Genomic DNA, 12813 nt, shown 5'->3' on the forward strand with positions numbered 1-12813 from the left:
GAAAGTATACCGAAAATTCAATAAGTTGACTAGTGGCAGCTTCAAAAAAATAAAGTTGAGGCCCAAGTGTCCTGGGAACCTCAACTTCTACTTTGCTTATTTATCATGCTTTGACATAGTTAATTAGTCGTTCATTAATGTTTGAGCAGCTGTAATGATTGATAATTTATAAACATCTTCTTCGTTTGCACCACGTGATAAATCAGAAACTGGTTTGTTCAATCCTTGTAAGATTGGGCCAATTGCTTCAAAGTTACCTAAACGTTGAGCAATTTTGTAGCCAATATTTCCTGATTGTAAATCTGGGAATACAAAGACTGTTGCTTCCCCAGCAACTTTTGAGTTGGGTGCTTTTAATTGTGCAACAGAAGATACATAAGAAGCATCAAATTGTAATTCACCATCAATCGCATATTCAGGTGCTAATTCTTGCGCAATTTTTGTAGCTTCAGCAACTTTTGTTACTTCTGGTGCTTTTGCAGAACCTTTTGTTGAAAAACTTAACAATGAAACTTTTGGTTCAATGTCAAATAATTCAGCTGTTTTGGCACTATCAACAGCAATTTCAGCTAATTCTTGTGCAGTTGGGTTCACGTTAATCGCGCAGTCTGAGAATAAATATCTTTCTTGGTCACGACCACGAATCATTAAGAAGGCACCACTTGTACGGCTTACGCCTGGTTTTGTTTTAATGATTTGTAACGCAGGACGAACTGTATCACCTGTTGAGTGGATAGCACCACTAACCATACCATCAGCAATACCCATGTAAGTTAACATAGTACCGAAATAGTTGACATCTTTTAAAATTTTTTCAGCATCTTCTTTAGTAGCTTTTCCATTACGGCGTTCAACAAATGCTTCGACCATTTCATCCCATTTTTCATAATCATTTGGGTTGATAATAATAAAGTTTGATGTGTTGATTCCACGAGCCATAGCAGCATTTGCGATATCTGTTGGATCACCAATTAAGATTGGTTCTACTAATTCATCAGATTTTAAGCGGGCAGCAGCACCTAAGATTCTAGGATCTGTTGCTTCAGGGAAAACAATTTTGATATTACGGCGTACGACTTTAAATTTTAAGCTATCGAATAATTCCACGATAAACCCTCCAGTTTTATATTTACAAAATCCATCATACACTATTCTCAAAGAAAATAACAGTTTTTTCTAGCTGTATTAGTCAAAAAAACCAATAATCCGATAAGCTTTTCACAAACTAACTCTTCTACACTATAACAGCATACACTGTTACACTACACTGTTTCAGGAAGTTGCCAATCAATCGGCGTTTCCCCTAAACGTTCTAGAGCAGCATTCGCTTGAGAAAACGGACGTGAGCCAAAAAAACCACGATGCGCTGACAATGGACTTGGATGTGGCGATTTGATAATCACATGCCGAGTCGTATCAATCATTTTAATTTTTTCTTGAGCTGGACGTCCCCATAAAATGAAAACAACGGGTTTTTCACGCTCATTCAACTTTTCGATAATGACATCTGTCAGTTGCTCCCACCCTTTACCTCGATGGGAATAGGCTTGACCTGCCCGAACGGTCAACACAGTATTTAATAATAACACGCCTTGTTTGGCCCAGCTTTCTAAAAAGCCATGGTTGACGGGTTGGTACCCTAAATCAGCTTGTAATTCTTTGTAAATATTCGCAAGAGATGGCGGCACTTTCACACCTGGCTGGACAGAGAAACTTAGTCCGTGTGCTTGATTGGGTCCATGATATGGATCTTGTCCCAAAATTACTACTTTTACTTCTTCAAAAGGGGTTAGTTCTAACGCTGAAAATAAATGATACATATCTGGATAAATCGTTTGTGTCTGATATTCTTTTTTCAAAAATTCCCGCAATTCTTGATAATACGGTTTTTCAAATTCAGCAGATAAAACGGTTTGCCAACTATTGTGAATAATTTCTTTCATAATGCTCACTCCTTCGCTCTCTAAGCATAACGAATTTCTCCAAACCTGACAAGAAATTTCTGGGTACTTTCTCTTGGAAAAACGTGGTAAACTATAGGTAAGCTTTAAATAGATAATGAGGTGTAGAGAATCGATGATTAAATTAATTGCTTCAGATATGGATGGAACACTTTTAGATGCAAAAATGAGCATCACAAATGATAACGCTTCAGCAATTCGCGAAGCGGAACGTTTAGGAATCGAATTTATGGTTGCTACTGGCCGCGCATATACCGAAGCGAAACCCGCGTTAGAAGAAGCTGGAATTGACTGCGCCATGATTACTTTAAACGGCGCCCAAGTGTTTGACAAAGATGGACACTCACTTTTCACGGCTGGGATCGAAAAAGAAACAGTAACAGAAGTACTAACTATTTTGAGTCAACACAATGTTTACTATGAAATCTCTACAAATAAAGGTATTTTTTCTGAACATCAAGAAAAAAGAATTGAAAACTTTGCCGCTCATATTGCAGAATCCATGCCCCATTTAACTTATAAAGTGGCGATTGCCATGGCTTCAGCACACCTATCTTTATTGCATATTACCTACGTTGATCGTTTAGACGACATTTTAAAAGATGATTCGATTGAAGTCCTTAAAATTATTGGCTTCAGTATGGATGGGCCGAAAGTATTAGGTCCTGCTGGGATGGAAGTAGAAGAACTAGATGATTTGGTTGTTACCTCTTCTGCGCTTAATAATATTGAAATTAACCACCGCCTAGCACAAAAAGGGATTGCGGTTGCGCGCGTCGCTAAAGAACGTGGGATTCCCGCTGAACAAGTCATGACTATTGGTGATAATTTAAATGACGTCAGCATGATTCAATGGGCTGGGGTAAGTTTTGCAATGGGCAATGCCGAACTGGAATTAAAAGAATACGCTAAATATGAAACAGCCACTAATTTAGAAAATGGTGTTGGCGAAGCCATCCTGCGTGCAATAAGAGAAGATTTGTAATAAGCACTACCAGTTACAGCACTCATTTATATATATAGAAAGGAGATCGTGTCGTGTCTGAATTTTTTATTCAAGAACAACAGTTAGGAAAAGTTACGCGAACCATCGTGAAAGACCAAGCAGGCCGTTCACTTTTTCTATTGGTGGGGCGCTGGGGCACACGAGGAGATGCGCTTTCTTTATATGCAATGAACGGAGAAATTTTAGCCAGTATTAAACAAGTTTCTTGGACTTTTGGTACACGATTTGAGTTATATCAGCGTTTTGAAAAAGTGGGTACTCTACGGAAACTGTTCAATTTGAATGCTGATTTCTATTATGTTCAAGGCCTTCACTGGGCAGTTGTTGGGGATATCAAAGCGCACCAATATTCAATTTATCAAGTCCATAAAAAAATCATGTCAATGGATAAAACCATGCTTTGTACAGGCGACTATTTTGTTTTAACTGTTGCCAATGATGAGGACGCACCGTTGTGCATCTGTATAGCAGCTGTCCTTGACTACTGGTTATATAATAAGAAAAAACAAAAAACTTCCGATGATTTTGGATTAGATTTTGATCCTTTAACGGATTAATGAAAAATAGAGCCTGGGACAAAAATCACTTTGGATTTTTGTCCCAGGCTTAAAAATTGATAAACGGCGGGAACAGAAGCAACTCCTTCGGAAATAAGCCGAAATTATCCAAAAATTATAGAACAATTTTCGGAAATTCCTTCTTATTTCTCGGAGTTAAACGCTTCTGTCCCGACCTCTATTTTTACACTTCTTTTTGCATATGATTGTATAAGTGACCACTAATAGTCATTGTTGTGACATCTTTAAAGCCTTTGCTTGCGTATAACTTTCTCGCCCCTGGATTGTCAAAATCAACATTTAGACCCAAGGCTTGCTTCCCGCTAGCTTTAGCTACTTCAGGTAAAGCATCTAATAACTTAGAACCAATTCCCATTCCACGGAAACGTTCATCCACAGAAATCGTGTCTAAATACCATTCATTAGGCAAGGTTTCTTCTTCAATAAATAGCCGAACATCTTCTGCTAAGCCATGTTTTTTAAAGACTTCTCTTAAAGGTTCATCAATAATCTTTTCATCTTCTGCAGGATAGCCGACAGCAATCCCTGCAACTTCACCTGCATGTTCATAAACTAAAATTCGTTGATAGCCATAGCGATAGGTTGGATACGCCGTTGCCTCTGCTAACAGGTCAATCATTTGTTCTTCTGAGACTTCTTCTAAAATTGGTAACTCCATATCTTTTAAAATAACTAAGACCAGCCGAGCAATCGCTTGACCGTCTTCTTTTGTTGCCGAGCGAATCATTGTAATTCTCCTTTACATTTAACTAAAAAAGAACTGGCTACTATCATTACTGACTTAGCCAATTCCTTTTATCTTGTCTTTAGTATAACAAATTTATTATTGAATTTCTACTGTAACCTGACGTCGTCCCCAAAGACGGCATTGGTCTACTGAATCAAAATGAACATCAATAATATTTCCTTGAATAGCGCCACCTGTATCCCCAGCAATAGCAAAGCCATAACCAGAGACTTTCACTAATGAACCTAGAGGAATTACACTTGGATCGACTGCAACTACATTGCTTTGTTTACTTAAGTCAATACCAGTAGCACTTAGATTACTTGCACCAGCTTCGCGCCAAGAATAAGCAGTTGATTCCATCTGAAGCACACGACCAGAGCCAGTTCCTGGTGTTGATGATTCGCCTGTCGATGATTCTGTCGTTGATGACGATTCGGATGAACTAGCTGAACTTGAAGATTCAGTGCTACTGCTTTCCGTACTTGTAGAAGAGCTTGATGCTTGACTGCTTGACTCTTCAGCAGCTTCGGCTTCTAGTTTAGCCGCCGCATCTGCTTGCGCTTGTTTGTCGGCAGCTGCTTGTTTCTTCGCTGCTTCTGCTTTGGCAGTTTCTGCCGCACGTTTTTTCTGTGCCTCAGCTGCTGCTTTTTCGCTGACTAAGCGTTGTTGCTCTTTCTGTTTGTCTGTCGAAATTTGAGCCAATAATTCTTCATTATCCGCCATTTTTTCTTTTAACTCAGAGACTTTATTATTCATTGAAGAAGCTTCAACTTGTAATTTCTCTTCATTTTGTTTTAAAGTTGTTTGCGTATTTTCAACTTTTTCTTGTAATGCAGCTAACTTTTCTTTTTCGCTAGTTAAGCTTTCAATCTTTTCCCGTTCAAAGTTTTGTAAAACGGTCATGGCGTAGGCCCGATTAAAGAAATCTGATAAATTTTCTGCATCTAATAAGGCTTGCCAAGTACGTTGGTCGCCATTTAATTGAATATCCTTCATACGATCGCCAACAGCTTCTTTACGACGAGAAATATTTTTTTCTGTTTTTTCTATTTCCTCTTTCGAAGTTTTCAACGTATCTTCCGCTTTCGAAATTTGCGTTTTTAAACGTTCGATTTCCGCATATTTAGCATTTACATCGTCTAAGGCTGAATTGATTTCTTTACTAATTAACTCCCCAGATTGTTTCGCTTGCGCTTCTTTTTCTTGCAACGAATCAAGTGATTCTGCTGCCGCAGCGACTGGAAGTCCAAAATTGATAAGCATCATTGTTGTTAAAAATGGTATCAACTTTTTAACCTTCACTAAATCCAACACCTTTCCTAACTTATCTAAAACACCTACTCATTATACTAGTCAGGAGGGCTCGTTTTATTTCAATCATGTTACAATTTATTACAATTTAAATGCAACTCTTTTTTTATCCTGCGTTTATTCATTAGTCCATTTCCATCTCAATTCTTTAAGAATTTCTTAAGACGCCTTAAAAACTAGCTTTTGACGATTTTTCTTTTTTTCATCCCATTAGACCATTGATTGAAATATTTTGTAATATTTTTTGTTAATTATTGGCCCTTTTTCTTCAAATCTTCTAAGAGATGCCGAACTTCTTTGGAATTTTTAATGTTTTTTAAAGTTAGTTTTGGGTAATTGTTAATAAAACGACGTTGTTGGAAATTTAACCGATTTTGGAAATGCTCTCTTTTGGTTCGCTCTTTTAACTTCTGCCAATCAGCTGTAGCGATTTCCATTTTTGTGTTCAACCGTTGCTTAAATTCTTGTTGGTTCGTTTCCAACGTTTGGCCCATCTCGGTAATAAGTTTTTTGAAACCTTGCATGTTCAGCAACGTATAAATTAAGTCAAGCCCCATTACAATCACTATGCAAAGGGCTAAGTAGTTGCCAAAGGTTGCTTGTAAAAAGCTGACAACTTTGGCGATTTCTGGTTGAATAACTTTGACAATCAAGACACACCCCAATCCCCAAAAAAGAGAAACCGGTAAAGCCACGCGACCGTTTAAATTAAAAGGTACATCATGATAATCCCACCAAGAGGCATGGAACAATTTTTCCAAGCCATAACTAGTGACATATTCTAAAATCGTCACTAAAACAGCCGATCCGACATACAATACCAAGAGATTGTTCTCAAAGGGTTCCACAAAATAGAGAACGCTTAAGACCCCAAATCCATAAATAGGACAATAGGGCCCTACTAAAAATCCTCGATAAACAAATTTTTTGGCTTTTAATGAACAATACACTGTTTCCCATAACCAGCCGATAAAGGAATAAATAAAAAATAACAAAATAACCTGACTCATTTTTTCCACGTTTCTGTCACACTCCACTTCTTTGCTCTTTTCTTCTATTTTAACAGAAGTTGAGAAAATGTAGCGAACAACTTTCTTTCATTGAAAGATTAGGCTACAATGAGAGCAGCAAAGGGAGGAATCTTATGTTTGGTTTATTGAAATACGCAAAAAATTATCGAAAACAAATTATCCTCGGTCCAGTCTTCAAATTTTTAGAAGCTTGTTTCGAGTTAGTCTTGCCCTTATTCATGGCTCACTTAGTCGATGTCGGTATTCGTCAAAACGACCGACAGACTGTCATAGAAATGGCCCTCTGGATGCTTGTTATGTCGTTAGTTGGTTTATTTTTTGTCATGATTTGTCAATATTATGCTTCAGTCGCTTCGCAAGGTTTTGGGACGGAGCTAAGAAATCAATTAATGAAGAAAATTAATCAGCTTTCACACAAAGAATTAAATAGTTTTGGTACAGATACCCTCATCACCCGGATCACAAACGATATCAACCAGCTTCAATTGGCTTTAGCGATGTTTATTCGGTTGGTCATTCGGACACCTTTTTTAAGTATCGGTTCTGTGGTCATGGCTTTTTACATTGACGTGCAGATGGGCTTTCTTTTCCTATTACTTTTACCAATTTTTAGCCTTATTCTCTTTATTATCATTAAAGTGACTGTGCCTTTATATCAAAAAGTCCAAGAATATTTGGATCGGTTAAACCGTCAAATTAGTCAAAATTTAAGCGGTGTCCGTGTAATCCGTGCGTTTGCTAGAAAGGAAACAGAGCAACGACATGTTGATAAAGCTTCAGATGATTTAGGCGATATTTACATTCGTGTATCGAATGTCTCTGCTTTATTAACGCCTTTAACCACTTTGATTATGAATGTTGGAATTTTATTTTTACTTTATTTTAGTGGCTTAAAAGTTTCTTTTGGTTCCTTGCAACAAGGGGAAGTTTTAGCATTGATCAATTATATGAATCAAATGATGCTCGCTTTAATTGTTGCTTCTAATCTCGTGGTAATTTTTACGCGAGCCGCCGCTTCCGCAAACCGTGTCAATGAGGTTTTAACTGTAGAAAGCCAGTTAACAGATACACCAGAATCAGCAAAAACATCGCCACAATTTGGTGATATTACCTTTGACCATGTAGATTTTCGCTATGAACCAGAGGCCGGTTTGGCTTTGGAAAATATCAATTTCACGATTCCTAAAGGCTCAATTCTCGGCATCACAGGACCTACCGGCAGCGGGAAAAGTACCTTAACCCAACTCATTCCCAGATTTTATGATGTGAGTGCAGGAAACCTTTTTATTAATGGTGTAAATGTGCGCGATTGGCCGCTCTTTACTTTACGCCAACAAGTTGCAAGTGTTCCACAAACTGCCGTCTTATTTACAGGGACTATTCGAGAAAACTTACAATGGGGCAAACCAAATGCAACTGATGAAGACTGTTGGGAAGCATTAGCTATCGCCCAATGTAAAGAATTTGTTGAACAATTAGACCAAGGGTTAGACACGCCTGTTAACGAAGGCGGAAAAAACTTTTCTGGTGGACAAAGACAACGGTTGACCATTGCCCGTGCCTTGATTAGGAAACCGCATTTACTTATTTTAGATGATTCCTTGAGTGCCCTCGACTATCAAACAGATTTGAATCTGCGCCGTGCTTTACAAAAAGAACGAGCAGAGACAACCGTTATTTTAATTTCACAACGCGTGAGTTCGATTGCAACGGCGAATCAAATTTTAGTTCTAGATAGTGGAAAAGTCGCTGGCCTTGGCACCCACGAAGAATTACTTACTTCTTCTAAAGAGTATCAAGAAATCGTTGCGTCACAGGAGGAGGATACCCATGCAAACTAAAAAAATTCATTTTGGTGCCTTCTCACGTTTTAAGCCGTATTTACTACGCTATCCAAAAGAAATTATTGGCGCCTTAATCCTAGGAATTCTCAGTGGTTTTTCGACTGTCCTCATGACTTATTATATAGGTAAATCCGTTGATACAATGGTTGGTAAAGGACAAGTCAATGCTGCGCAACTCATCAAAATTTTAGGTTTATTAGCAGGGATTTTACTCGTAACCGTTCTAAGTCAATGGCTGATTCAACGTCTCGGTAATCGCGTGTCTTATTTATCGACCACACAGCTGAGAAAAGATGCCTTTGCCCATTTAAATCAATTACCATTAAGTTATTATGACCAAACATCACACGGAAATATCGTCAGTCGCTTTACCAACGATATTGACAATATTTCAATGGCTTGCTCGGCTGTCTTCAACCAATTATTTTCTGGCATGGCCACCGTCGTTGTTGCTTTGCTCTTTATGATTCGGCTAAGTCCCCTGCTCACATTAGTGGTTCTTATCAGTACGCCGATTATTTTTATTGTAAACTGGCTTGTTGCAAAAGCTTCACAAAAAAACTTTGCTGCACAACAAACGATTGTTGGTGAAATTTCCGGCTTCGTTTCAGAAATGGTTGGCAACCAAAAAATTGTTAAAGCCTTTCAACAAGAACAAGCTACGCAAGAAACATTTGAAGCATTGAATCAAACGTTGTATGAAAAAGGACAGAAGGCTCAGTTTTCTTCCTCCTTAACCAATCCACTTTCTCGATTTATCGACCATTTATCTTATTTATCGATTGGATTAGTCGGTGGCTTGTTAGTTTTAAGTGGCAATCCTTTAGTCACAGTTGGTGTTATTTCCAGTTTCACCATTTACTCTAGTCAATTTTCTAAACCTTTTATTGAACTCTCAGGAATCACCAACCAAATCCAAGCGGCCTTAGCTGGATTGGAACGTACCTTTGATATGATGGATCAACCAGTTGAACGTCCTGATGCCCCGAACGCAATTGTTTTGAAAGAAGCGCGAGGCCGTGTTGAATTTAAAGACGTTGATTTTTCTTACACGCCGACGCGACCTTTAATCGAAAACTTTAATTTAATTGCTGAACCAGGAGAAACAATTGCCATTGTTGGGCGAACTGGTGCGGGTAAATCAACATTAGTGAATTTGTTAATGCGCTTTTACGAGGTCGACCGTGGCCAAATTACGGTTGATACTCACGACATTACTCAAATTACTCGGGACAGCTTACGAAAAAGTTTTGGTATGGTTCTCCAAGATACTTGGCTATTCGATAGTTCCATTCGGGAAAATTTAACGTACGGAAATCCCGAAGCCTCTGACGAAGAAATTATAGAAGCCATGAAAAAAGCCCATATTTTTGATTTCGTCATGCGTTTACCTCAAGGACTAGATACCGAGATTGGTTCCCAAGGCGTTAAAATTTCTGAAGGACAACGACAATTAATGACTATTGCACGCACGATGATTAGTAATCCGCCGATGCTTATTTTAGATGAAGCGACCAGTTCAGTTGATACATTGACCGAGCAAAAAATTCAGGATGCTTTTTTACAAATGATGACTGGTCGGACCAGTTTTGTTATTGCCCATCGCTTAGCAACAATCAAAAGTGCTGAAAAAATTCTAGTTATGGACAATGGTCAAGTAGTTGAAATTGGCACCCATGACGAATTATTGCAAAAAGAACAGGGTTATTATCGTGACCTTTACGAAGCACAGTTTAATCAAAAAGCACAATAAAAAAGAGTCACTTTTCTGGGATGATGAAAAGTGACTCTTTTAATTTTAAATTTATTGATCTAATTCAGATAATGGTTTTCCAAATAAACGTTTAAAGGGAATTTTATTGCCTAAATAATAAGTGGCAATTACTTGAATAGGAAAGAAAATAACTGTTTTAATTAAGCGTGGCACCCACCAAGCAAAATTTGCTAGATTGACGCCATACATTAAACTTAACCACAAAGGAGTTAAAATGATATTAATTAAAACGGTGACCAACAATGTCGCCAAAATCACTCGTTGCCATGTCATTTCTTTCTTATAATAGAAATAACCATAAATAGCACCAGCCAAAAAGGCATTTAAAGTAAACCCAGGAAAATAGCCTGCCTTTGGAAAAAGCAGCATTCCTACCACATCAGCCACCGCCGTGCCGATTCCAGCCCAAAAAGGTCCGAAAATCATCCCAATCAATGATTCTGGGATAAACGTGAAACTGATTTTTAAAAACGTTGTTTCATACGCAAAAAAGCGTGAAAAGACAACGACCACCGCAATGAGTACGCCCATTAACGCAATGGATTTTGTGCCAAATTTTTTCTTTGTCATTTTTAGCATCTCCTCTAAGAGCTGCTACATGACGAACCATGCAGCGAATGCGAAAACAAAACCGCGAACATTAAAAAGCTGAACGTGTTGTTCTGATGATAAGCAAAGTAAGAACCTTTGCTTTCTAGCAACACACTGTTTATGTTCTTCGTCCAAAAGGCAACATCCCATCCTTTTAGCACTTAACGCTTTGTCTCCTACTCTGTTATTTTATTTGGACAAAAGTCCTCATAAAATATACCACAAAATAGTCAAAATAACCATTAAGGTTCTCTAAAAAGCTAACGGTCGACGATCCCCTTCATGGATAACCTCACGGAAGTCCGCAAACCCCGCCTCGACACCTCTCAAAAGAATTTCAGCACTGCCGATATTGGTCGCTAAAGGAATTTCATAGACATCACTTAGACGAATCAAAGCCGTCACATCTGGTTCATGCGGTTGCGCGGAAAGAGGATCTCTTAAAAAAATAACTAAATCAATGTTGTCTTCTGATATCATTGCGCCAATCTGTTGATCCCCACCTAATGGCCCCGATTTAAAGCAATGCACGGGTAAGCCAGTTGCTTCCATCACTTTCATGCCTGTCGTTCCCGTTGCATACAATTCATGTTTTTCTAAAATATGTTTATAAGCGGTTGCTAGTTTGATCATTAATGTTTTTTTACGATCATGAGCGATTAAAGCGATTTTCATGTTATCCAACTCCTGTCTTTGTTATATTATAACAAAAGTTTATCGATAAATCCGCTGAGAGTGTTTGCCCTTTGTCACCTTGACGAAAAAGTCTTCTTTTTCTTGTGCAACTCTCCCTTGCTGAAAGATAGCGTTTTCATTTAAACTATGAGTAACAAATCAAAAAGAAAAGAGTGACGTATCAAATGGTGGAAATGGCGCTTAGAAATGTGTATAAAAAATATGACAATGCAGAACATTATTCTGTTACAGATTTTAACTTAGAAATTACAGACCGTGAATTTATCGTCTTTGTCGGACCTTCTGGTTGCGGTAAATCAACAACATTGCGCATGATTGCTGGCTTAGAAGATATTACTGAAGGTGAATTATCAATTGGGGACAAAGTCATGAATGACGTTGCACCGAAAGATCGTGATATTGCCATGGTTTTCCAAAACTATGCGCTTTACCCGCATATGACTGTTTTTGATAACATGGCTTTTGGTTTAAAACTAAGAAAATATGATAAAGCTGAAATTAAAAAACGGGTGGAAAATGCTGCGGATATTCTGGGATTAACAGAGTACTTACAACGTAAACCTGCGGCGCTTTCTGGTGGACAACGCCAACGTGTTGCACTTGGCCGGGCAATTGTTCGTGATGCCAAAGTCTTTTTAATGGATGAACCTTTATCAAACTTGGATGCAAAATTACGTGTAGCCATGCGTGCTGAAATCGCTAAACTACACCAACGTTTAGAAACTACGACAATTTATGTGACACATGACCAAACCGAAGCGATGACTATGGCTGATCGAATCGTAATTATGAAAGATGGCTTTATTCAACAAATTGGTTCACCAAAAGAAGTTTACAATACACCTAAAAATATGTTCGTAGCAGGGTTCATCGGCTCACCTGCCATGAATTTCTTCAAAGTTACCTTAAACAATGGGGTTATTTCTAACCAACATGGCTTAAAACTAGCAATTCCTGAAGGAAGAAACAAAGAGCTTGTTGAACATGGTTATGAAGGCAAAGAATTAATTTTCGGTATTCGTCCAGAAGATATTCATAGCGAACAAGTGGCTTTAACGGCAATGAAAGATGCGGTGATTAAATCTGAAGTCGTTGTTTCTGAATTATTAGGGGCTGAATCCATGCTTTATACAAAAATTGGTGATACAGAGTTTATCTCAAAAGTAGATGCTCGTGACTTCCACCATCCTGGTGAAATGATTGACTTAGCTTTTGATATTAACAAAGGACATTTCTTCGACCCTCAAACAGAAGAAGTCATTAAATAAAAAAAACTCGAGGCATCCGTCGC

Annotated in this window: 12 protein-coding genes and 1 riboswitch; of the genes, 5 read left to right on the top strand and 7 right to left on the bottom strand. The window is 38.2% G+C overall.

Features of this window, described 5'->3' with window-relative positions:
• Positions 1-123: 123 nt before the first annotated feature.
• Positions 124-1107, bottom strand: a complete 984-nt coding sequence (pta, locus tag IGK96_RS09755) for a phosphate acetyltransferase (RefSeq protein ID WP_002355836.1) — start codon at positions 1105-1107, stop codon at positions 124-126.
• A gap of 155 nt (positions 1108-1262) precedes the next feature.
• Positions 1263-1943 (bottom strand): uracil-DNA glycosylase, encoded by a 681-nt coding sequence (locus IGK96_RS09760; RefSeq protein WP_002363309.1) that lies wholly within the window; start codon positions 1941-1943, stop codon positions 1263-1265.
• 133 nt (positions 1944-2076) lie between these two features.
• Between IGK96_RS09760 and IGK96_RS09765 the strand changes: the two genes are divergently transcribed.
• Both IGK96_RS09765 and IGK96_RS09770 read left to right on the top strand, forming a co-directional pair.
• A complete protein-coding gene (locus IGK96_RS09765; protein ID WP_002383369.1) occupies positions 2077-2946 on the top strand; it encodes a Cof-type HAD-IIB family hydrolase in 870 nt (289 codons plus the stop codon).
• Positions 2947-2999: 53 nt separating this feature from the next.
• Positions 3000-3524 (top strand): LURP-one-related/scramblase family protein, encoded by a 525-nt coding sequence (locus tag IGK96_RS09770; protein ID WP_002355833.1) that lies wholly within the window; start codon positions 3000-3002, stop codon positions 3522-3524.
• Positions 3525-3708: 184 nt separating this feature from the next.
• Here the strand turns inward: IGK96_RS09770 and IGK96_RS09775 are convergent, their stop codons facing one another.
• The 3 genes from IGK96_RS09775 to IGK96_RS09785 form a co-directional block, all read right to left on the bottom strand.
• Positions 3709-4272 carry a GNAT family N-acetyltransferase gene (locus IGK96_RS09775; RefSeq protein ID WP_002355832.1) on the bottom strand — a complete coding sequence of 188 codons (564 nt, stop codon included), beginning with the start codon at positions 4270-4272 and terminating at the stop codon, positions 3709-3711.
• A gap of 96 nt (positions 4273-4368) precedes the next feature.
• A complete protein-coding gene (locus IGK96_RS09780; RefSeq protein WP_002394334.1) occupies positions 4369-5589 on the bottom strand; it encodes a 3D domain-containing protein in 1221 nt (406 codons plus the stop codon).
• A gap of 248 nt (positions 5590-5837) precedes the next feature.
• Positions 5838-6605 carry a putative ABC transporter permease gene (locus tag IGK96_RS09785; RefSeq protein ID WP_161975137.1) on the bottom strand — a complete coding sequence of 256 codons (768 nt, stop codon included), beginning with the start codon at positions 6603-6605 and terminating at the stop codon, positions 5838-5840.
• A 125-nt stretch (positions 6606-6730) separates the two neighbouring features.
• Here IGK96_RS09785 and IGK96_RS09790 point away from each other — a divergent pair, with 125 nt between their 5' ends.
• Complete coding sequence (locus IGK96_RS09790) at positions 6731-8458, top strand: ABC transporter ATP-binding protein (protein WP_002364705.1); 1728 nt, start codon at positions 6731-6733, stop codon at positions 8456-8458.
• A complete protein-coding gene (locus IGK96_RS09795; protein WP_002355825.1) occupies positions 8448-10214 on the top strand; it encodes an ABC transporter ATP-binding protein in 1767 nt (588 codons plus the stop codon). Before IGK96_RS09790 ends, IGK96_RS09795 begins: the two co-directional genes overlap by 11 nt.
• 51 nt (positions 10215-10265) lie before the next feature.
• Here IGK96_RS09795 and IGK96_RS09800 read toward each other — a convergent pair whose 3' ends face one another.
• Positions 10266-10814, bottom strand: coding sequence for a folate family ECF transporter S component (locus tag IGK96_RS09800; RefSeq protein ID WP_002385065.1), 549 nt, complete (start codon positions 10812-10814; stop codon positions 10266-10268).
• A 30-nt stretch (positions 10815-10844) separates the two neighbouring features.
• A riboswitch (THF riboswitch) is annotated at positions 10845-11012 on the bottom strand.
• A gap of 66 nt (positions 11013-11078) precedes the next feature.
• The gene (mgsA, locus tag IGK96_RS09805; protein ID WP_002355823.1) at positions 11079-11501 is read right to left on the bottom strand and encodes a methylglyoxal synthase; all 423 of its coding nucleotides are present in this window, start codon (positions 11499-11501) and stop codon (positions 11079-11081) included.
• 185 nt (positions 11502-11686) lie between these two features.
• Between mgsA and IGK96_RS09810 the strand changes: the two genes are divergently transcribed.
• Positions 11687-12790, top strand: a complete 1104-nt coding sequence (locus tag IGK96_RS09810) for an ABC transporter ATP-binding protein (protein WP_002355822.1) — start codon at positions 11687-11689, stop codon at positions 12788-12790.
• The last annotated feature ends 23 nt before the right edge of the window (positions 12791-12813 follow it).

The sequence above is a fragment of the Enterococcus sp. DIV0682 genome, from assembly GCF_051712685.1.
Taxonomy (GTDB): domain Bacteria; phylum Bacillota; class Bacilli; order Lactobacillales; family Enterococcaceae; genus Enterococcus; species Enterococcus faecalis.